The following is a 19,786-nucleotide window of genomic DNA, read 5'->3' as shown; positions in this document are numbered from 1 at the left end:
TCAGGTTGAGGCAAGCAGATGGCTATGACAGTCCATTGCGATATCGTCAGCGCGGAAGGAGAAATCTTCTCCGGCCTGGTCGAGATGGTAGTAGCGCACGGCAACCTGGGCGATCTGGGTATCGCTCCAGGCCACGCGCCGCTGATCACCAATCTCAAGCCTGGTCCGATCACGCTGACCAAGCAGGGCGGCGAGCGCGAGGTGTTCTACATCTCCGGTGGCTTCCTGGAAGTGCAGCCGAGCATGGTCAAGGTACTCGCCGACACCGTGCAACGTGCTGCCGACCTGGATGAAGCGTCCGCTCAGAATGCCGTCAAGGAAGCTGAGAAGGCCCTGCACGAGAAAGGCGCGGATTTCGACTACAGTGCCGCATCCGCACGTCTGGCCGAGGCCGCAGCTCAGCTGCGCACCGTCCAGCAGATCCGCAGGAAGTTCGGCGGCTAAGCCCGCAGCCTTCGTGCAGATTGAGAACAAGGGTAGCCATCGGCTACCCTTTTTCTTTTTTGTCACCCTCAAACCGGTCGCTTCACTGACCGCCCAGGATTGGTAGCCAGTCAATGTCACTCGATATCGTTATTCTCGCCGCCGGCCAAGGCACCCGCATGCGCTCGGCGCTGCCCAAGGTGCTGCACCCGGTTGCAGGCAATTCCATGCTTGGTCATGTTATCCACAGCGCACGGCAGCTCGCGCCACAAGGTATCCATGTGGTCATCGGACACGGTGCAGAGCTGGTGCGCGAGCGCTTGGCGGCCGATGACCTGAATTTCGTGATGCAGGATAAGCAACTGGGTACCGGCCATGCCGTGGCCCAAGCGCTACCGGCGATCACTGCCGACACCGTGCTGGTGCTGTATGGCGATGTCCCGCTGATCGAAGTGGAAACCTTGCAGCGCCTGTTGGCCAAGGTCAGCGACAAGCAGCTGGGGCTGCTGACGGTGACCCTGCAGGACCCGACCGGCTATGGCCGCATCGTGCGTGATGCCGAGGGACAGGTAGCGGCCATCGTCGAGCACAAGGATGCCAGCGAAGCGCAAAAAGCCATCCGCGAAGGCAATACGGGCATTCTGGCGATGCCGGCTGCACGCCTGGCTGACTGGATGGGCCGACTGTCCAACAATAATGCCCAAGGCGAGTATTACCTGACCGACGTCATCGCCATGGCGGTGGCCGATGGCCTGCTGGTGGCCACCGAACAGCCGCATGACACCATGGAAGTGCAGGGCGCCAATGACCGTCGCCAGCTGTCGGAGCTCGAGCGTCACTATCAGCTGCGTGAAGGACGCCGTCTGATGGCTCAGGGTGTAACCCTGCGCGACCCTGCACGCTTCGATGTGCGCGGTCAGGTTACCGTCGGGCGCGATGTGCTGATCGACATCAACGTGATCCTCGAAGGCAACGTCGTCATCGAGGACGACGTGCAGATCGGCCCGAACTGCGTGATCAAGGACAGCACCCTGCGCAAAGGTGCGATCATCAAGGCCAATACCCATCTGGACGGCGCGGTGATGGGCGAGGGCAGCGATGCAGGCCCGTTCGCGCGTCTGCGTCCGGGCAGCGTGCTGGAAGCCAAGGCGCATGTGGGTAACTTCGTCGAGCTGAAAAACGCCCATCTGGGTGAGGGCGCCAAGGCCGGTCACCTGACCTACCTGGGCGACGCCGTGATCGGTGCGCGTAGCAACATCGGCGCCGGCACCATTACCTGCAACTACGATGGCGCCAACAAGTTCAAAACCGTACTGGGCGAGGATGTCTTCATCGGCTCCAACAACGCCTTGGTTGCGCCTGTGGAAATCAAGGCAGGCGCCACTACGGCAGCCGGCTCGACCATCACGCAAAGCGTTGAACAAGCCGAACTGGCGGTGGCGCGAGCGCGCCAGCGCAACATCGCTGGCTGGAAGCGACCCGAGAAAATCATCAAGGGCTAAGTTATACACAGCTCTTTCGATCGAACCGACTTATGTGAATAAGTCGGTTTTTTTATGCCTGACCGCCGAGCCGACGTGACGGCGGCGCTGCACAGCCTTGACGAATCCAGCGACTTAGGTTTTGATTGCAACCATTATCTTTCGAATCGAAACTTATCCGCTCATGTCGAAACGTAACACCCCACAGCGCCGCCGCAACATTCTGGCCCTGCTCAGCGAGCAGGGTGAGGTCAGCGTGGACGCTTTGGCCAAACGTTTCGAAACATCGGAAGTCACCATTCGCAAGGACCTGGCCGCCCTGGAAACCCACGGTTTGTTGCTGCGTCGCTATGGCGGTGCCGTGCCCGTCCCGCAAGAGATGCTGGGCGAAGCCGTGCAACCCATCTCCGCCTACAAGAGGGCGATCGCCAAGGCAGCAGTCGCGCGGATCCGGGAGCACGCGCGGATCATCATCGACAGCGGCAGCACTACGGCTGCCATGATCCCTGAGCTGGGCCGCCAGCCCGGGCTGGTGGTGATGACCAACTCATTGAATGTGGCCCGGGCGATCAGTGAGCTGGAGCATGAGCCGGTACTGTTGATGACGGGCGGCACCTGGGACCCACACTCCGAATCGTTTCAAGGCCAGGTCGCTGAACAGGTCCTGCGCTCTTACGATTTCGACCAGCTGTTCATCGGTGCCGATGGCATCGACCTGCAGCGTGGCACCACCACGTTCAATGAGTTGCTGGGCCTGAGCCGAGTGATGGCCGAGGTAGCGCGCGAAGTGATCGTGATGGTCGAGTCCGACAAAGTCGGGCGCAAGATCCCCAATCTTGAGCTGCCCTGGGGCAGCGTGCACACCCTTATTACCGATGAACGCCTGCCCGCAGCGGCACGCGACGATCTTCAAGCCCGCGGCATCAACCTGATCTGCGCCGCGATCAGCCAGGAGCAATAACCATGTGTGGAATCGTAGGCGCCGTCGCCGAGCGCAATATCACCGCCATCCTCATCGAAGGCCTCAAACGTCTTGAGTACCGTGGCTATGACAGTGCCGGGCTGGCCGTTCTGACTCAGCAAGGTGGACTGGATCGGCGCCGGCGGATCGGCAAGGTCGCCGAATTGGAAGCGGCCGTGGCTGCCGAGCCGCTGGTGGGGCAGCTGGGCATCGCGCACACCCGTTGGGCGACCCACGGCGCCCCGACCGAAGGCAACGCCCATCCGCACTTCTCCGGCCACGAAGTGGCGGTCGTGCACAATGGCATCATCGAAAACCACGAAGAACTGCGTGAAGAACTCAAAGGCCTTGGCTATGTCTTCACCTCGCAGACCGATACCGAAGTCATCGTGCACCTGATTCATTACACCCTGAAAAGTACGCCGGACCTGACCGATGCGCTGAAGGTCGCGGTCAAGCGCCTGCACGGTGCCTACGGCCTGGCCCTGATCAGCCAAAAACAACCCGATCGCCTGGTCGCCGCGCGCAGCGGCAGCCCGCTGGTGATCGGTCTGGGCCTGGGCGAGAACTTCCTGGCCTCCGACCAACTCGCCCTGCGCCAGGTCACCGATCGCTTCATGTACCTGGAAGAGGGCGATATCGCCGAAATCCGCCGCGACCAGGTGAAGATCTGGGATCAGGCTGGCGAGCCAGTCCAGCGAGAAACCGTGCAATACCATGAAGGTGCCGAAGCGGCTGACAAAGGTGCCTTCCGCCACTTCATGCTCAAGGAAATCCATGAGCAGCCCACCGTGGTGCAGCGCACCCTGGAAGGCCGCTTGGGCAAAGACCACGTCCTGGTCCAAGCCTTTGGTCCACAGGCCGCTGAGCTGTTCGCCAAGGTCCGCAATGTGCAGATCGTGGCGTGCGGCACCAGCTACCACGCCGGCATGGTTGCGCGCTATTGGCTGGAAAGCCTGGCCGGCATCCCGTGCCAGGTCGAAGTGGCCAGCGAATTCCGCTACCGCAAAGTGGTGGTGCAGCCTGATACGTTGTTCGTCTCGATCTCACAATCCGGCGAAACTGCAGATACCCTGGCGGCGCTGCGCAACGCCAAGGAGCTGGGCTTCCTCGGCAGCCTGGCGATCTGCAACGTCGGCATCAGCTCGCTGGTGCGCGAATCCGACCTGACCCTGCTGACCCTGGCCGGGCCAGAGATCGGCGTGGCCTCGACCAAGGCCTTCACCACTCAGCTGGTTTCGCTGATGCTGCTGACGCTGGCCCTGGGCCAGGTGCGCGGAACATTGCAGCCCGGCGTAGAGGCCGGCCTGGTCGAAGAACTGCGTCGTCTACCAACACGTCTTGGCGAAGCCCTGGCCATGGACAGCACGGTGGAGAAAACCGCAGAGCTGTTCGCCGACAAGCACCACACACTGTTCCTCGGCCGCGGCGCTCAGTACCCGGTGGCCATGGAAGGCGCGCTCAAGCTCAAGGAAATTTCGTACATCCACGCCGAAGCCTACCCGGCTGGCGAGCTCAAGCACGGCCCGCTGGCGCTTGTGGATAACGACATGCCGGTGGTCACGGTGGCGCCGAACAACGAGCTGCTCGAGAAGCTCAAGTCGAACCTGCAGGAAGTCCGTGCCCGCGGCGGTGAGCTGGTGGTCTTCGCCGATGAAAACGCAGGCCTGAGCAACGGTGAAGGCACTCACGTGATCAACGTGCCGCACATCGCTGACGAGCTGGCGCCGATTCTCTACACCATTCCGCTGCAGCTGCTTTCGTACTACGTGGCGGTGCTCAAAGGCACCGACGTGGACCAGCCGCGTAACTTGGCCAAGTCGGTGACGGTTGAGTAAGCGACGGGTGTTAACGCTCATAGCGTGGATGTAGAAAATCAAAACTGTCGCACCGCAATAAAAACCGTCGCTGAAGACGGGAGCCTTAACCGGCTCCCTCTTTCACTGCATCGTTCATGCAAAATCGCTCAGGACAAACGCCGCTTGGGCAATGTCGACTTGAGACACGCGGGACGTCTTTTCTGGACAAGATCCTGTCCTCCTCAAACGGTTGATCCAGCTACCTACCTTCAATAATTCACATAACGGCTCGCCTCGCGCTAAAGGCCAGCCGTTGCTGGTTTCGAGTAAGCAGCCTCGTCTTACAAGTCCAATGCTGCGGCGCCCCTTGCACCGACAATCCGGTAGCACCCCAAAAAATAGAAATTACTACGTTTTTTACGCCGCGCCGCGCCGCGCCGCGCGGAACGCCCTCGCGCGCTTATTGAAGACTTGACTGCCATGATCGCTACTTCTGCTTCCAGTACCGGTGCTTCCACCGGTCATCGTAATGCTCTGCTCAGCGCACACGTCGCTGCCGTACTGTTTGGACTTACCGGTATCCTTGGGGCGTTGATTCTCGCCGATGCCAGCGTGATTACTTTCGGCCGGGCGACATTTGCCTTCATTGCCCTTGGGTTCGTTGCTGGCCTCAATGGCACTCGTCTGTTGGATGCCCTGAGCTGGCGCAATCTACCGGTCATTGGCCTCACTGGCACTTTATTGGCCGCCCACTGGGTTACGTTCTTCATTGCTGTGAAAGTGGGAGGCGTAGCAGTCGCTACGCTCGGCTTCGCCAGCTTCCCCGCGTTCATCGCTCTCGTGGACTTGCTGCTGTTTCGCGAGCGTATCGGTAGAACCGAAGGCCTGCTGCTGCTGATGGTGACAGCTGGGCTGGTGTTGGTGGTTCCTTCATTCGACCTGCTCGACAAGGGCACTGTCGGTTTGGTCTGGGGATTGGCTTCGGGCTTGTCATTCGCACTTCTGGCGGTGGCTAACCGTCGCCACACAGGGGGTATGAACGCCCTGCAGATCGCGTTTTGGCAGAACGTGGTAGTGGCAGCGCTGATGATCCCCTTTGCCTTTAGCCACTTCGCCACTGCCAGCCTGCGGGCTGATGACTGGGTAAACCTGGCGCTGCTGGGCGTTTTCTGCACCGGGCTTTCGCAATTTCTTTTCGTAAAGAGCCTGGATGGGCTGCAGGCGCGCACGGCTGGGATGATCATCGCCCTGGAGCCTGTGTATGCCATCGCTTGTGCTTGGTGGCTATTTAGCGAACAGCCTTCACTGCGCATGGGTGCTGGGGCGGCACTAGTGGTGCTGGCCACTGTGCTGAGCGCCCGCTGCAAGCCATCATCTCATTGACGCTGTGTAGCCCGGGATATGTCCGGCTCACTCCATTTGGTGTCCGATCCAGTCAATTGAGCCCTGTTTTCGCTCTCTATGGTTAAGCGGTGACGTGCCCTGGCACTGCACCCTACCCATAACAAGAGCAAAAGCAGGGACCATAATGACTATGACGACGTCTGGAAAAGTCAGCGATCAGTTGGCGCAGGGATTCAAGCCTCGACATGTGACTATGTTGTCGATTGCCGGAGTGATCGGCGCGGGTTTATTCGTAGGTTCCGGGCAAGCGATCGCTGCGGCAGGTCCGGCAGCGATCATTGCCTATGCGCTTGCTGGCGCTCTCGTAGTGCTAGTAATGCGCATGCTAGGCGAGATGGCGGTGGCGAGTCCTGACACCGGTTCCTTTTCCACTTATGCAGATCGTGCAATCGGGCGCTGGGCCGGTTTCACCATTGGCTGGCTGTATTGGTGGTTCTGGGTGCTGGTGATTCCGATCGAGGCGATTGCTGCCGGCGTCGTGCTCAACAACTGGTTTCCCGGGGTTCAACCCTGGTGCTTCGCGTTGTCGATGACAGTGCTGCTCACCGCCACGAACCTGTTCAGCGTAGCCAAGTACGGTGAGTTCGAATTCTGGTTCGCAATGCTCAAGGTGATCGCGATCGTTGCCTTCATCGCACTTGGCGGATTCGCTCTGGCAGGGGCACTGCCGGCACGCGAGGTCAGCGGTCTGGCAAGTCTGATGAGCGCCCATGGTGGTTTCATGCCTAATGGCTGGACGGCCATCATTGGTGCCTTGCTCACCACCATGTTCAGCTACCTCGGCACCGAAGCGGTCACTATCGCCGCTTCCGAATCTGCCGACCCCGCCCGAAACATCGCCAAGGCCACACGCTCCGTGATTTGGCGTATAAGCGTGTTCTACCTGCTTTCCATCTTCATCATCATATCGGTGGTGCCATGGAATGATCCGCTGCTGCCACTTCATGGTTCCTATCAACGGGCTTTGGAGATCATGAACATTCCCTATGCCAAGCTGATGGTGGACATTGTAGTGCTAGTGGCGGTGGCCAGCTGCCTGAACTCGTCTATCTACATCGCTTCGCGCATGTTGTTCTCGCTTGCCAAGCGCGGAGATGCACCGGCAGCCATAGGCCGCACTTCAGCAGCCGGCGTACCTCGTGCTGCGGTGATAGGCAGCACTCTGATTGGCATGGTGACCACCATAATCAACTACTTCGCACCGTCTGAAGTGTTTGCATTTCTGTTGGCCAGTTCGGGTTCGATTGCTCTGCTGGTATACCTCGCTATCGCTTTCTCACAGCTACGCATGCGAGCCGTGCTGGAGAAGCAGAACCAAGCGATTGCCTTCAAGATGTGGCTCTACCCATGGCTTACCTATGGGGTGATTGGCTTTATCATTTTCGCCCTGGGCGTGATGTTCGTGATGCCCCAACATCGATTGGAGGTATCGCTAACCATCGGCTTGGCCTTGGTGATCCTGGTAATAGGTGTGATAAACAGCCGGCGCCATGGGCAGGTGATGCCGCTGTCGACGACAGAAGCTGCGTGACATGGAAAGCCCGTTCGCAGAACGTCTGCGCGCGGGCTCTACGTCAACTGGGTTCGCGCTGCATGCTTTTCACGCAGGCAAAGCGTTTTTCTTTAGAAGGACTGTATCCGAAGAACGACGCATAGCACTTGCTGAAGTGGCTTGCAGAGACGAACCCGCATGCCACGGCCACGCCCAATAGAGGCAGGTCGGAATACTGCAGCAGCCGTCGGCTTTCGGTGATGCGTAGCTCCAGATAGTAGCGCACAGGAGTTGTCCCCAGCTGATGCTGGAACAAGCGTCCGATCTGGCGCTTCGAGCGACCTACGTATTCGGCTATCTGATCCTGGCTCAGGGGCTCTTCGATGTTCGCGGCCATCAGGCTGATCGCTTCACGTAGCGGCTCACTGATGTTGGTGTGAGGTGCCGGGACAGTGCGCCGGTAGCGGGACGCCTCGAAAGCCAGGATGGCGGTAACGCCATCAGTCAACGCCGTGCCTCTTCTTTGCCCCAACCACTCAAGCACCATGTTGAACGCGCCTGCAGGACTCGCCGCGCTTAAGCGGTCACGGTCGACGACGAAGCTGTCTGTGCTTACGTGACTGTGATGGGCGATTTCTGCTACGGCCCCACGGTGCTCCGGATGAACAGCGCAGCGGTAGCCGTCAAGCAACCCCGACTGCCCTAGGAACCAGGCGCCGTTCCACAGTCCGGCCAATGCAACTCCCTTTCTTGCCAGGCCCTGCAGACATGCGCTCAAGTCAGCGGATGCTACAAGCGCGGTACGCAGGCCACCGCAAATCACCAGCAAATCCAAGGGTAGCTTGAGGCTTTTCTCCAATGATGCTGCTGGAGAGATATCGATACCCAGGTCACTGATTACCGACTGGCCGTCCAAGCTGAAGGTGGTACTCACACAGGTTTCTGGCTGAATCAGATTGGCAGTCACTAGAGTGTCCAGGGCCTGAGTAAACGCCAACAGGGAGAAGTGCTCGAGCAAGAGAAAGCCCACGCGCGTCTGTTGATGGGTGGGCTGTTCGACCGAGTGGGTGAAACGCGAATTGTGCCCATTCAGGGCATTACTAAAGCTACGAGTGGGACGCAACGGTGTTTCTCTTTGATCATGCAAAAGGTTGTGGCGGGCAGAACGGCCCGCCTTGTTTTCCGGGGCTTACTGAAGTTGTGACCCAGCCCTACGGCTGAGCAGGCCTCGTGAGAGCCGGTCGAGTAAAAGAGCCACGGCGACGATAGCCAAGCCCGCACGCAGGCCGAGCCCCATTTCCATACGAGTAAGGCCGCGGGTAACTTCGGCGCCCAGGCCACCGGCACCGACCAACCCGGCCAGAACGACCATGGCCAGCGACATCAGGATGCATTGATTGAGGCCGACCAACAGGGTGGGCATGGCACTGGGAAGCTCGATCTTGAACAAGATGGTGCTGGGTTTTGCACCGGTAGCCTGGCCGAGTTCCAGCAGGTCTTTGGGTACCTGGCGGAAGCCTAGCGTGGTCAGGCGCAGCATCGGCGGAATGCCATAAATGATCGTCGCCATGATCGCCGGCACTTTGCCCAGGCTGAAGATGATCACTGCGGGGATCAGGTACACCCATGGCGGGACGGTCTGCATCACGTTCAGCAGAGGACTTACGGCGTTGTCAAAACGTTTTACCCGAGCTGCAAGGATGCCGAGTGGGAAGGCCACGGCAACCGCAATCAATACAGCCACGGACACCAAGGCGATGGTCTGCATGGAAGCGGTCCAGAAACCACTTAGCCAACAAAAGCCCAGTAGCAGGCCTGCAAGCCCTGCGCTGCGCAGGTTGATCAACAACCCCGTCACAATGCATACACCGGCAATCATGGCGTAAGCCGGTGGTAGCAACAGCAGCGCCTCGATCGCGCCTAGCATGGCCTCGACGAAGCGGCTGATGACGGCGAACAGCCCATGTAGGTTGGTGTTCAGCCAGTCGAACAAGGGGGCGAGGTAGGCGCCGGGAGAGAGGTTCATTTCAGTGAGCGTCATGACGTGCCTCCTCGGCAGTGCGGATGCCACTCTGTGCCAGCCGGTCGAGGATCAGAGTGAGGACCACGATCGCGATCGCTGCGTTGATCGAGCGGGCGATGTCCAATGTCCGAATGGCGCTGTAGATAACTTCCCCAAGGCCTCCAGAACCGACGATCCCTGCGATGACCACCATGCCGAAGGCCATCATCAAGCTCTGGTTGATACCAGTCATGATGCTTGGCATGGCGAACGACAAACGGATTTTGACGAATTGTTGCCATCCGGTTGTGCCGCTTGCATTCCCCAGTTCCAGAAACGCTTTCGGTGTCATGCGAATGCCCAGCGCAGTGAGCCGTAGCACTGGAGGTACGGCAACGATGACCGTTGCTACCAATGCTGTGCCAGTGCCGTAGCCGAGCAAGGCGATGGCAGGCAGCAGATAGATGTATGGCGGTAACGTCTGAACCAGGTCCATGGCCGGTTCACAGATGCGATTCACCGCTGGAGACAGGCCGGCCACTACTCCGCAGGGAATCCCGATTACCAGAGCGAGGCTGGTGGCAGTAAGTACCAGGGCCAAGGTACTCATGGTTTGCGACCACAATCCCATCAGCGCGCACATCAGCAGCGCCAAAAAGGTACCCAGCGAAAAGCGCCACCCTGCTAAGCGCCATGCCAGCAGGGCGAACAGCAATGCCACAGCATAAAAAGGTGGTACTTCCAGTACCGTATAGACCGCCTGGTACAAAGCTTTCAGCAGGTCGTTGAACAGGTCGAACAAGCCAGCGGCATTGTCTGACAGCCACATCAAGGCATTGTCGACATGTTCATCGAAGGCGGAAGCGAAGTCTTCGGGGTTCATACGAGACCCTCCACAGACGTACGTGCCTGAGCATGGGATTCGTCGTCCCGGACCCCTTGGACAGCGCGCAGGAGGTCACGCTGGCTTATCACTCCCAGCAATGTTCCGTTGTCGCGCACGCCCACAGCGTCGTGGCCTGAGCGAATCAACAGGTTGATAAGGGAATCCAGGTCACTTTCGGGGGCCGCGCATTGCAAGAGCTCGGGGTTTTCGTGCGGGTGGCGGGCACTGTATTCGGCAAGCGGCTGCATGATGGAGTGGGCTTTGACCAAGTGCAGGCGCGAAATCCCTGCGACGAACTCGGCTACATAATCGTCGGCCGGGTTTAGCACGATGTCTTCGGCCGTGCCTTCCTGGATGATCACCCCATCTTTCATGATGGCGATACGGTCACCGATGCGAATGGCCTCTTCCAGGTCGTGGGTAATGAACACGGCGGATTTGCCCAACGATTTGGTCAGTTCCCTGAACTCGTCCTGCAGCTGCCGGCGGATCAGAGGGTCCAGGGCGCTGAAGGGCTCGTCCATCAGGATCACCTCCGGGTCGGAAGCGATTGCCCGGGCAAGACCGACACGCTGTTGCATGCCGCCCGAGAGTTCGGCGGGAAAGCGGTTGGCCCAATCACTCAGACCAACCTTGGCCAGGGCGCGCCCGGCCACCTCATGACGTTTGGTCTTGGACAGGCCTTGCACTTCCAGCCCGAAGGCTGCGTTTTCCAATACAGTGCGATGTGGCAGCAAGGCGACACTCTGGAACACCATGCCGATATGCTTGGCACGTACTTCCCTCAGTGCGGCAGCGTCCAGTTGGGCGATGTCGCGGCCCTTGACCAGGATTTCGCCGCTGGTAGGAACGATCAGGCGATTGAGAAGCCGGATAAGCGTGGATTTGCCACTGCCAGAGAGACCCATGATGCAGAAGATTTCGCCGCGGCGTACCTGCAGATTGACGTTGGAGACGCCTACAACGCAGCCATAATCCTGGAGAATCTGGGTTTTTGTCAGGCCGCGCTCACGGTAGGCCTGCATGGCGGCCGGCGCGCGGTCGCCGAAGATCTTCCAGACACCGCGGCAATCGACCAGTGTTTCAACAACATTCTTGGTATTCATGTGTGCACCCGAACCAGAGTTTTTCTGGTGTGTTCTTGTTTCAAGTTCGGCAGTGGCAAGGTGAAACGCTGCTGTCAGTATTTTTTGATGTTTTCCCAGCGCTTGAGCAGATCAGCATGACTGTCGGTCCATTCCTTCACGGCTTGGTCCATTGTCTTGCCATCGTTCACTGCGCTGTTGATCGTACTTATGTCCGCCAGGGGTACATAAACGCTGGCGATGACCTCGCGGGCCTGGGGGTTCTCCGCTGAGAAGCCTTTCTGACCAATCCAGTAGTAGCCTTGCGCTGGAGCGAACACGCCTTTCGGATCCTTCAGGAATTTGGTGTCGTATTGGAGGGCCATCCAGGTCGGCTCCCACAGTGTCACGGCCACCCATTCCTTGCGGTCGACTGCGGATTTCAGCGCCGCCGTCATGGCTGCGGTGCTGCCTTCGAGCAGGTTGAGTTTCAGGTCATAAGCCTTGACCGCTTTGGCGGCATCACTCATCAAGCCCGACCCGGGTTCAATCCCGACGATCTTGTTGCCGAACTTGTCAGCGTTTTCGTTGAGCTGCTCAATCGAGTCGATTGGCACGTACTTTGGCACCGCGATCGCCTGGTACAGTCCGTGAGAAACCGGCGAGATCTTTTCCAGGCGGCTCTTGTTACGGTTCCAGAAATCCTGGGCCACGTAGTCGATCTGCGAGGCGAGGATCTGCACGTCACCTTTGCTCAGGGCCGCATACGCGATGCCCCACTCCGAGAACGAAGTCACCTTGACGGTATAGCCGGCGTCCTCCAGGACTTTCTTGGTGATCCCGGTGATGGGCGTGAGGTCTTCCCAGGAAAGGGTGCCCATGTTGATGACCTTTTCGTCGGCATGGGCCTGACACAGCCCTAGACCAATCATTGCGATTGCACACAGTGCCTTGCGGATACGATTCATGTTGAACTCCTGCATTGTGGTGGCTGGGCGTTAAGCCCTGTTTTTGTTGAAATTCACCTGCGTGCATCCCTGGTCGGTCATCGTCCGTCCATGGGGGGTACTGCAAAACGGTCCTACGAGCGCGTGTCAGCCGCTGTTGATATCGCGTGCAACGTCTTCAACCAGGCTTTGCGGGGCGATAAACATCTGCATGTTGCAGCGCGAAAGCTCCCAGTGTTCGAACACCAAATCGACTACGGCACCTTCGTCATGCCGGCTGAAAGCTTCAATGAAGCTGTCGTGGTGCTCGACGGCCAAGCACAGGTGGCGCTCCATGTCGCTATTGCATGGGCGGAAGAAGGTGTGGCCGATACGTGCGTGGTCGATTAACAGGCGACCAAGACTGGGTTCGAGATAAGGGTTGCCAGACATCTCGCCCATGATCTCGTGGAAGCGGTTGTTCTCGACGACCATCGCCCGAGGGTCGCGAATTTGGCTCGCCGTGCGAAAGCGCTCCTGGGTGGCATGCAGGTCGCGCAGTTGAGCGGGCTTGTAGTTTTGAACAGCAAGTCGGCCGATAGCGGCATACACCATGGGCGCCACCAGGAAAAAGTTACGCAAGGTGTTGTGGTTCATCGGTGCCACTCGGGCGCCACGATGTTCCTGTATGTCCAGATAGCCTTCACCCGCCAGGCGGCGAAATACCTCTCGGACAGGGGTACGCGATAGCCCATATCGTTCGCTTAGCCCCAACTCGTCCAGCAATTGGTCGGGGCTGAGCTCCATGGTCAGAATCTGGCCTTTCAGATCCTCGTACAGCTCATTTTTGCCGCCTCTCATGGAACCCTCCACCGTTCACCAAAACCCGGAGCGATCACTGTTTGATTCAGACTGGCATGGGTTCCGAGCCCCGTCAACGCGATTGTATTCTTTGTGTATACCAAGATAATTTCTAAAGAATACCGCGAGCCCAGTGGCCATCAGCCTTTGCGGCGGCTGCGCTGGGCGCCGCTATGGTCGTGGGTTGGCATGATATTGTCGCGGACAGAAATGTGAGCTTCGAGCCATCGTGATCACGCTGTACCGATGGTCGCAAAACTAGTAGACACATTGTCTAACGAACCCTATATTCATTATACAAATTGTAGACATAACAATATGACAACCAAGAAAGCCGCCATGAAAGCAACCGCTGAGGCTCATCCACTGATCGGTGAGGTGCCGCTGGACCGCAAGGGCGTCCTTGCTGATGCCTTGCGTCGGCGCATCCTGAGCATGGAGCTGGCACCTGGCGCGGTGGTCGATGAGCTGGCCTTGTGTGAGGAGTTCGGCCTGTCCCGCCCGCCGGTTCGCGAGCTGCTGAGACAGATCGCTGCTGAGGGCTACATAGAATTGGAGGCTAATCGAGCACCTCGCGTGGCTGCGATGAACCACGATTCTTTGCATAGCTTTTTCTTGGCTGCGCCGTTGATCTACATAGCGACCACTCAGTTGGCGGCTACACATGCAACTACGCGTGAGATCGAGGGCCTCAAGGCCATTCAGGCGATGTTCCGTCAGGCCATTGAACAGCGTGATGTAGAAAACCGTGTGCTCTACAACGATGCCTTCCATCTGGAGATCGGCCGGATGGCGCATAACGACTACTTGTTGCCCAGCCTGCGGCGCCTTCTGATCGACCACACAAGGCTGGGCAAGATCTTCTATCGACATCCGACCACTGATGATATGCAGCGCGACCTAGAGCTCGCCTGCCAGCAGCACGATCAAATGATCGAGGCCATCGAGCGTCGAGATCCTGAAACTGCCGGACAGCTTGTGCGTGAGCACTTCGAGTTGTCCCGTCGCCGCATGGCCGAATACGCGGCGCCCCAAGGGATGGAAGTGGCCCTGGCCTTATGAAGTAATGCTCACCGCGCGCCAACACCCGGCAGGATGCCGGGTTTGGCGAGGCGTGATGAGGAACAGACGCTAACAACAATATCTGGTTCCTGAAATGACAAAGATCACCTCGTTGCCCGCCGACGACACCACGTGTGGTTGGTACCACCTGAGCAAAGGACGGCAGATCAAAGCTCCGCACCACGGGCACACCGCCGCACGTTGGGTTGTGGTCGGCGCTGGCTTTACCGGGTTAGCCGCCGCACGCCAGCTGGCGTTGAATTTTCCGGATGACCAGGTCGTGCTCATCGAAGCTCAGGAAGTGGGGTTCGGTTCGTCGGGACGTAATGCTGGTTTTGCCATCGACCTGCCTCATGACATCGGCGCCGACGATTACATTGGTGACATCGCCATCGCCAGAACCACGCTGAAGCTCAATCTCAGCGGACAGTCATTCCTCAAGGAACTGGTTGAACGTTATCAGATCGATTGCCAGATGAAGCATTGCGGCAAGTACCAAGCTGCCGTAGAGCCACGTGGCATTGCCGTCCTGGATGCCTACCGGCGCGGTTTGGACAAGCTCGATCAGCCTTACGAGATGATTGACGCCGATCAGCTTCCAGAGCATATCGGCACCCACTTCTACCGCAAGGCCCTGTTCACTCCGGGTACTTCTCTTATTCAGCCCTCGGCGTTGGTGAAAGGGTTGGCAGATAATCTGCCGCCGAATGTCACGCTGTATGAGCAGACGCCGATCACCGATATTGAATACGGCGCAAAGACCGTGCTCAAGCATGCCAATGGCTCGATCACGGCTGACAAGCTGGTGCTCACTACCAACGCTTTCGGTATGAGTTTCGGCTTCCTCAAAGGCCGCATGTTGCCGGTGTTCACTTATGCCAGCCTGACCCGTCCGATGGACGAAGAGGAGCAGGCGAGGCTAGGCGGCAAGCCATACTGGGGCGTCATTCCCGCTGATCCATTCGGCACCACTGTGCGTCGCACGCCAGACAACCGTTTGTTGATCCGTAACAGTTTCAGTTTCAACCCTGACGGCCGTGCCAATCGCAAATACCTCGAACGCTTCGTGGTTCGTCATCGTGACGCCTTCGAACGTCGATTCCCGATGCTGCCAGACATGCCCTTCGAACATACCTGGGGCGGTGCACTGGCAATGTCGCGAAACCACATGGGGTATTTTGGAGAATTAGCGCCTAATGTTTACGGTGCCCTTTGCTGCAATGGCTTGGGTGTTACTCGTGGCACCGCGACCGGCAAACTTTTGGCTGACTGGCTAGCCGGTGAGAAGAATGAACTGATCGATTTTGTTCGCCAGGCACCAGGACCGTGCGCGAACCCCCCGGCGCCCTTGGTGTCGCTGGGTTTGAACCTGAATCTGAAATGGGGACAGTACCGCGCCGGAAAAGAAAGCTGAGTTAATTTAAGACGCTATAACTTATTGATATTTGCTGGGCAGTAATTTGCCTGGCCTGCGGTTTCTATTGCGTGCTGTTTAGGGTCGAAGCGCACTTCGACGAGACGGAGCTGAATAGGTTTTTCAGCTTCGCGGATCCGTTCGCCCTTGAACAGGCTGCACTTTGGTCGTGGCAGGAGAAAACAATGACAAATTCCAATGTATCAATTGAAGACGTACCTATTAATCGTTTTCATCAGTTTCTGACGGTGCGCTCTGGCGGCGGATCATTTGTTGACGGCTATGTGCTTAGCATCGTTGGCGTGGCCATGGCGCAGATGTCCGCGGGGCTTGGCCTGTCCAGCTTCTGGCAGGGCATGATCGCGGCCTCGGCGCTGATCGGCATTTTTTTCGGTGGCTTCTTCGGCGGCTGGTTGACTGATCGCTTTGGTCGCAAACGCGTTTTCTTCGTCGGCCCGACTCTGTTCGTTCTGTCCTCAGTCGCGCAGTTCTGGGTGGAGTCAGCGCTTGCGCTGTTCTTGCTGCGTTTTGCCATTGGCATCGCGGTCGGCATTGAATATCCGGTGGCCACTTCGCTGCTGGTCGAGTTCCTGCCCAAGAAGAATCGGGGGCCTCGCCTGGCCACCCTTACTGTGCTGTGGTTCGCAGGCGCAGCTGTGGCCTACATGGTTGGGGAAGCGATTCTTCATCACGGTGGCGATGATGCCTGGCGCATGGTCCTGGCCAGTGCAGCAGTAGTCGGTAGCGTGTTGTTCATGTTGCGCCTTGGTACGCCTGAGTCGCCACGCTGGCTTATCAGCAAAGGCCGCAGCGCCGAGGCCGAGCAGATTATCAAGCGTGTATATGGCAATGATTTCTCTCTGCGCAATCTGCCAGAAGAGCCTAAAACGCGAAAACTGTCGTTCCTCAGCCTGCTGCACTCCGGCTATGGCAAACGCATGTTGTTCGTCACCATGTTCTGGACCTGCTCGGTTATCCCGGTGTTTGCCGTCTATGCCTTCGCCCCGAAGGTTCTGGGCGCGCTCAACCTCAAAGGTGAATGGGCGTCGATCGGCTCTGTCGCCATCACCTGTCTATTCGTAGTCGGCTGCATCATTGCTACACGCCTGATCAACGGGCTTGGCCGGCGTACCACGCTGCTGCATAGCTTCTTGTGGTCGGGGCTGGCGTTGCTGGGCCTGGGCGCATTCAGTAGCGGTTCGGAAATGCTGATTTTGGCCTTGTTCGGCGCCTATGCACTGTTTATTGGCGGTGCCCAAGTGCTGCAGCTTGTTTACCCCAACGAACTCTTCCCTACCGAAATTCGCGCTGGTGCGGTGGGTGTGGGCACCTCTATGTCGCGGATCGGCGCTGCGGTCGGAACCTGGTTGGTCCCGATTGCCCTCGATACCTACGGAATCGGCGCAACCATGTACGCCGCGGCCGCAGTGACTTTCGTCGGCCTGGCGTTCTCCTTCGCGCTGGCACCCGAAACCCGATCAATGAATCTGCAACAGGCCGCCTCGCTCGCCTGACCTGAAACACAGCCGTCGCGGCGCGTTGCGTCGCGGCTTTCACTACCAAATGTATCCTTGGAGAATCTACCGTGAAATTTGAAGGCATCTACACCCCGGCAATCACTCCACTGGCAGCGGACGGCTCGATCGACAAAGCGGCCTTCGCCGAGGTGCTCGAGTACTTGGTCGACTCGAAAGTTCACGGCGTGATCATCGGCGGCTCGACCGGTGAATACTATGCCCACACCACTCAAGAACGCATCGAACTGGCTGCCCAGGCTAAGGACGTGCTCAATGGTCGCTTGCCGCTGATCGTTGGTACCGGTGGCATTCGCACCGAAGACGCTGTGGCTTTCGCCCAGCACGCCAAGGAAATCAAGGCCGATGCGCTGCTGGTCGGTACCCCGCCGTACGCGTTGCCGACCCAGCAGGAAATCGCCCTGCACGTCAAAGCAGTCGACGCTGCCGCCGGCCTGCCAATCATGCTCTACAACTACCCAGGCCGCATGAGCGTGAGCATGGGTGAAGAGTTTTTCGACGCCGTGGCCGATGTGAAGAACATCGTCGCCATCAAGGAAAGCTCCGGTGACATGGCCCAATTGCATCGCCTGGCCATCAAGCGCCCGAACATCCAGCTTTCGTGCGGCTGGGACGACCAGGCCCTGGAGTTCTTCGCCTGGGGCGCCAAGAGCTGGGTTTGCGCCGGCTCGAACTTCATCCCACGTGAGCACGTGGCCTTGTACGAGGCCTGCGCGGTCGAGAAGAACTTCGACAAAGGCCGCAAGATCATGGCAGCCATGATGCCGCTGATGGACTTCCTCGAAGGTGGCAAGTTTGTACAGGCCATCAAGAACGGTGTCGCTCTGAACGGTCTGAAGACTGGCGGCGTACGCAAGCCGCTGTACGACCTGGACGAGGCCGAAAAGCAGGAACTCAAGCGTGTGGTCACCGAACTGAAAGCCACCATCGCCCAGATCAAATAAGGAGACTGGAACATGGCTGAATTGCTGAGCAAGGCACAATACGCGGCCATCGCTGCCGACCTGCAACTGCGCACCAAGGCGTTCATTGACGGTGAGTTCCGCGATGCCATTTCCGGCCGCACGTTTGTGACCACCAACCCGGCTACCGGCAAGCAACTGGCCGAAGTCGCGGCCTGCGACGTCAACGACGTCAACGTCGCCGTGGCCGCTGCCAAGCGGGTGTTCGAAGAGGGCACCTGGGCGAAGATGCAGCCGAACGACCGCAAGCATGTGCTGCAGAAGTTCGCCCAATTGCTGGAAGACAACGCCCACGAATTGGCGGTGCTTGAAGCGCTGGACAGCGGCAAGCCGGTCAGCGAATGCCAGACCGTCGACGTGCCGGAAACTATTCATACCATCCGCTGGCATGCCGAGCTGATCGACAAGATCTACGACGCCACTGCCCCAACCGGCAACGCTGCCGTAACCATGGTCGTGCGCGAAGCCATCGGCGTGGTCGGCCTGGTGCTGCCTTGGAACTTCCCGCTGCTGATGCTGGCTTGGAAGATCGCTCCGTCGCTGGCCGCCGGTTGCTCGATCGTGGTCAAACCGGCCAAGGAAACCACCCTCAGCGCCCTGCGCGTGGCCGAGTTGGCTCACGAGGCTGGCATTCCTGCAGGCGTGTTCAACCTGGTGCCTGGCGGTGGCCGTGAAGTGGGCGAAGCCATCGGCCGCCACATGGACATCCCGATGGTCAGCTTCACCGGTTCCACCGACACCGGTCGCCTATTCCTGAAATACGCCGCCGAGTCCAACCTCAAGCGCATCGTTCTGGAGCTAGGTGGCAAGAACCCGGCGGTGGTCATGAACGACTGCGAAGACCTCGACGAAGTGGCCCAGTACGTCACTGCCGGTGCGTTCTGGAACATGGGCGAAAACTGCTCGGCCTCATCGCGCCTGATCGTCCACAAGGACGTGAAAGACGAACTGCTGGGCCTGATCGCCAAGCACCTGAAGGACTGGAAACTGGGCGATCCGCTCGACCCGGACAACCGTCTGGGCGCCATGGTGAGCAAGTCGCACTTCGAGAAGGTGAAGTCGTACCTGGAATACGCGGCCGAGCAGAAACTCAGCATCGTTCAGGGCGGCGAAACCGAGGAAGGCGTGTTCGTGCAACCGACCGTCGTCGACAACGTTGGCCGCGACAACAAGCTGTTCGTCGAGGAAATCTTTGGTCCGGTGCTGAGCGTGACCAGCTTCGAGACCATCGATGAGGCGATCGAGCTGGCCAACGATACCGTCTACGGCCTGGCCGCTTCGGCCTATACCGGCAGCCTGCGCAATGCGCTGCGCCTGTCGCGTGAAATCCGTGCGGGCGTGGTCACGGTTAACTGTTTCGGCGAAGGGGATGTGACTACGCCGTTTGGTGGTTACAAGGAGTCTGGCTTCGGTGGGCGGGACAAGTCCATCTGGGCCCATGATCAGTACACGGAGCTGAAGACCATTTGGATCAACGCTTCGTGACTGGTGGCACGCGGGTGATTCAATCGCCT

General features: G+C 58.8%; 17 protein-coding genes. 11 read left to right on the top strand and 6 right to left on the bottom strand.

Annotated features, from left to right (window positions below):
• Nucleotides 1-18 precede the first annotated feature (18 nt).
• The 6 genes from ACLEJW_RS07385 to gabP all read left to right on the top strand — a co-directional run bounded on the left by ACLEJW_RS07385 (nucleotide 19) and on the right by gabP (nucleotide 7,599).
• Nucleotides 19-444, top strand: a complete 426-nt coding sequence (locus tag ACLEJW_RS07385; protein ID WP_145184627.1) for a F0F1 ATP synthase subunit epsilon — start codon at nucleotides 19-21, stop codon at nucleotides 442-444.
• Between the two features lie 113 nt (nucleotides 445-557).
• Complete coding sequence (gene glmU / locus ACLEJW_RS07380) at nucleotides 558-1,925, top strand: bifunctional UDP-N-acetylglucosamine diphosphorylase/glucosamine-1-phosphate N-acetyltransferase GlmU (RefSeq protein ID WP_145184624.1); 1,368 nt, start codon at nucleotides 558-560, stop codon at nucleotides 1,923-1,925.
• A gap of 163 nt (nucleotides 1,926-2,088) precedes the next feature.
• Entirely contained in the window at nucleotides 2,089-2,865 is a 777-nt protein-coding gene (locus tag ACLEJW_RS07375; RefSeq protein ID WP_145184621.1) for a DeoR/GlpR family DNA-binding transcription regulator, read from the top strand.
• 2 nt (nucleotides 2,866-2,867) lie between these two features.
• Entirely contained in the window at nucleotides 2,868-4,703 is a 1,836-nt protein-coding gene (gene glmS / locus ACLEJW_RS07370) for a glutamine--fructose-6-phosphate transaminase (isomerizing) (protein WP_440777303.1), read from the top strand.
• Nucleotides 4,704-5,144: 441 nt separating this feature from the next.
• Nucleotides 5,145-6,047, top strand: coding sequence for a DMT family transporter (locus ACLEJW_RS07365; protein ID WP_440777302.1), 903 nt, complete (start codon nucleotides 5,145-5,147; stop codon nucleotides 6,045-6,047).
• A gap of 145 nt (nucleotides 6,048-6,192) precedes the next feature.
• Nucleotides 6,193-7,599 carry a GABA permease gene (gene gabP / locus ACLEJW_RS07360; RefSeq protein ID WP_440777301.1) on the top strand — a complete coding sequence of 469 codons (1,407 nt, stop codon included), beginning with the start codon at nucleotides 6,193-6,195 and terminating at the stop codon, nucleotides 7,597-7,599.
• 43 nt (nucleotides 7,600-7,642) lie between these two features.
• Here gabP and ACLEJW_RS07355 read toward each other — a convergent pair whose 3' ends face one another.
• From ACLEJW_RS07355 to ACLEJW_RS07330, 6 genes are all read right to left on the bottom strand, one after another.
• Entirely contained in the window at nucleotides 7,643-8,683 is a 1,041-nt protein-coding gene (locus ACLEJW_RS07355) for a GlxA family transcriptional regulator (protein ID WP_145184609.1), read from the bottom strand.
• Nucleotides 8,684-8,749: 66 nt separating this feature from the next.
• Complete coding sequence (locus ACLEJW_RS07350; protein ID WP_145184606.1) at nucleotides 8,750-9,601, bottom strand: ABC transporter permease; 852 nt, start codon at nucleotides 9,599-9,601, stop codon at nucleotides 8,750-8,752.
• Nucleotides 9,588-10,445 carry an ABC transporter permease gene (locus tag ACLEJW_RS07345; protein ID WP_313454785.1) on the bottom strand — a complete coding sequence of 286 codons (858 nt, stop codon included), beginning with the start codon at nucleotides 10,443-10,445 and terminating at the stop codon, nucleotides 9,588-9,590. Before ACLEJW_RS07345 ends, ACLEJW_RS07350 begins: the two co-directional genes overlap by 14 nt.
• On the bottom strand, nucleotides 10,442-11,554 hold the full coding sequence (locus ACLEJW_RS07340; protein ID WP_313454787.1) for a quaternary amine ABC transporter ATP-binding protein: 1,113 nt from the start codon (nucleotides 11,552-11,554) through the stop codon (nucleotides 10,442-10,444). Before ACLEJW_RS07340 ends, ACLEJW_RS07345 begins: the two co-directional genes overlap by 4 nt.
• A gap of 74 nt (nucleotides 11,555-11,628) precedes the next feature.
• Entirely contained in the window at nucleotides 11,629-12,480 is an 852-nt protein-coding gene (locus ACLEJW_RS07335; RefSeq protein WP_440777300.1) for a glycine betaine ABC transporter substrate-binding protein, read from the bottom strand.
• 126 nt (nucleotides 12,481-12,606) lie between these two features.
• Nucleotides 12,607-13,299: a GntR family transcriptional regulator gene (locus ACLEJW_RS07330; RefSeq protein WP_313454791.1), complete on the bottom strand. Its 693-nt coding sequence runs from the start codon at nucleotides 13,297-13,299 to the stop codon at nucleotides 12,607-12,609.
• Between the two features lie 339 nt (nucleotides 13,300-13,638).
• Here ACLEJW_RS07330 and ACLEJW_RS07325 point away from each other — a divergent pair, with 339 nt between their 5' ends.
• The 5 genes from ACLEJW_RS07325 (at nucleotide 13,639) to ACLEJW_RS07305 (ending at nucleotide 19,757) form a co-directional block, all read left to right on the top strand.
• A complete protein-coding gene (locus ACLEJW_RS07325) occupies nucleotides 13,639-14,361 on the top strand; it encodes a GntR family transcriptional regulator (protein ID WP_015268383.1) in 723 nt (240 codons plus the stop codon).
• A 94-nt stretch (nucleotides 14,362-14,455) separates the two neighbouring features.
• Nucleotides 14,456-15,775, top strand: a complete 1,320-nt coding sequence (locus tag ACLEJW_RS07320; protein WP_313454794.1) for an NAD(P)/FAD-dependent oxidoreductase — start codon at nucleotides 14,456-14,458, stop codon at nucleotides 15,773-15,775.
• 185 nt (nucleotides 15,776-15,960) lie between these two features.
• Nucleotides 15,961-17,289: an MFS transporter gene (locus ACLEJW_RS07315; protein ID WP_145184586.1), complete on the top strand. Its 1,329-nt coding sequence runs from the start codon at nucleotides 15,961-15,963 to the stop codon at nucleotides 17,287-17,289.
• Between the two features lie 71 nt (nucleotides 17,290-17,360).
• Entirely contained in the window at nucleotides 17,361-18,254 is an 894-nt protein-coding gene (locus ACLEJW_RS07310) for a dihydrodipicolinate synthase family protein (protein WP_313454796.1), read from the top strand.
• Nucleotides 18,255-18,266: 12 nt separating this feature from the next.
• Complete coding sequence (locus ACLEJW_RS07305) at nucleotides 18,267-19,757, top strand: aldehyde dehydrogenase (RefSeq protein ID WP_440777299.1); 1,491 nt, start codon at nucleotides 18,267-18,269, stop codon at nucleotides 19,755-19,757.
• Nucleotides 19,758-19,786 lie beyond the last annotated feature (29 nt).

The organism is Pseudomonas sp. SMSB3 (assembly GCF_052041965.1).
Classification (GTDB): domain Bacteria; phylum Pseudomonadota; class Gammaproteobacteria; order Pseudomonadales; family Pseudomonadaceae; genus Aquipseudomonas.
Note: the sequence above shows the minus strand (reverse complement) of the source record. Positions and strands in the feature narration are given on the sequence as shown.

What these genes read in the sequence shown, in the direction of transcription:
- gabP (WP_440777301.1), top strand. Translation starts at nt 6,193, where the DNA reads ATGACTATGACGACGTCTGGAAAAGTCAGCGATCAGTTGGCGCAGGGA.
- ACLEJW_RS07335 (WP_440777300.1), bottom strand. Translation starts at nt 12,480, where the DNA reads ATGAATCGTATCCGCAAGGCACTGTGTGCAATCGCAATGATTGGTCTA.
- ACLEJW_RS07385 (WP_145184627.1), top strand. Translation starts at nt 19, where the DNA reads ATGGCTATGACAGTCCATTGCGATATCGTCAGCGCGGAAGGAGAAATC.
- ACLEJW_RS07350 (WP_145184606.1), bottom strand. Translation starts at nt 9,601, where the DNA reads ATGACGCTCACTGAAATGAACCTCTCTCCCGGCGCCTACCTCGCCCCC.
- ACLEJW_RS07330 (WP_313454791.1), bottom strand. Translation starts at nt 13,299, where the DNA reads ATGAGAGGCGGCAAAAATGAGCTGTACGAGGATCTGAAAGGCCAGATT.
- glmU (WP_145184624.1), top strand. Translation starts at nt 558, where the DNA reads ATGTCACTCGATATCGTTATTCTCGCCGCCGGCCAAGGCACCCGCATG.
- ACLEJW_RS07315 (WP_145184586.1), top strand. Translation starts at nt 15,961, where the DNA reads ATGACAAATTCCAATGTATCAATTGAAGACGTACCTATTAATCGTTTT.
- ACLEJW_RS07325 (WP_015268383.1), top strand. Translation starts at nt 13,639, where the DNA reads ATGAAAGCAACCGCTGAGGCTCATCCACTGATCGGTGAGGTGCCGCTG.
- ACLEJW_RS07375 (WP_145184621.1), top strand. Translation starts at nt 2,089, where the DNA reads ATGTCGAAACGTAACACCCCACAGCGCCGCCGCAACATTCTGGCCCTG.
- ACLEJW_RS07320 (WP_313454794.1), top strand. Translation starts at nt 14,456, where the DNA reads ATGACAAAGATCACCTCGTTGCCCGCCGACGACACCACGTGTGGTTGG.
- ACLEJW_RS07365 (WP_440777302.1), top strand. Translation starts at nt 5,145, where the DNA reads ATGATCGCTACTTCTGCTTCCAGTACCGGTGCTTCCACCGGTCATCGT.
- ACLEJW_RS07345 (WP_313454785.1), bottom strand. Translation starts at nt 10,445, where the DNA reads ATGAACCCCGAAGACTTCGCTTCCGCCTTCGATGAACATGTCGACAAT.
- glmS (WP_440777303.1), top strand. Translation starts at nt 2,868, where the DNA reads ATGTGTGGAATCGTAGGCGCCGTCGCCGAGCGCAATATCACCGCCATC.
- ACLEJW_RS07340 (WP_313454787.1), bottom strand. Translation starts at nt 11,554, where the DNA reads ATGAATACCAAGAATGTTGTTGAAACACTGGTCGATTGCCGCGGTGTC.
- ACLEJW_RS07305 (WP_440777299.1), top strand. Translation starts at nt 18,267, where the DNA reads ATGGCTGAATTGCTGAGCAAGGCACAATACGCGGCCATCGCTGCCGAC.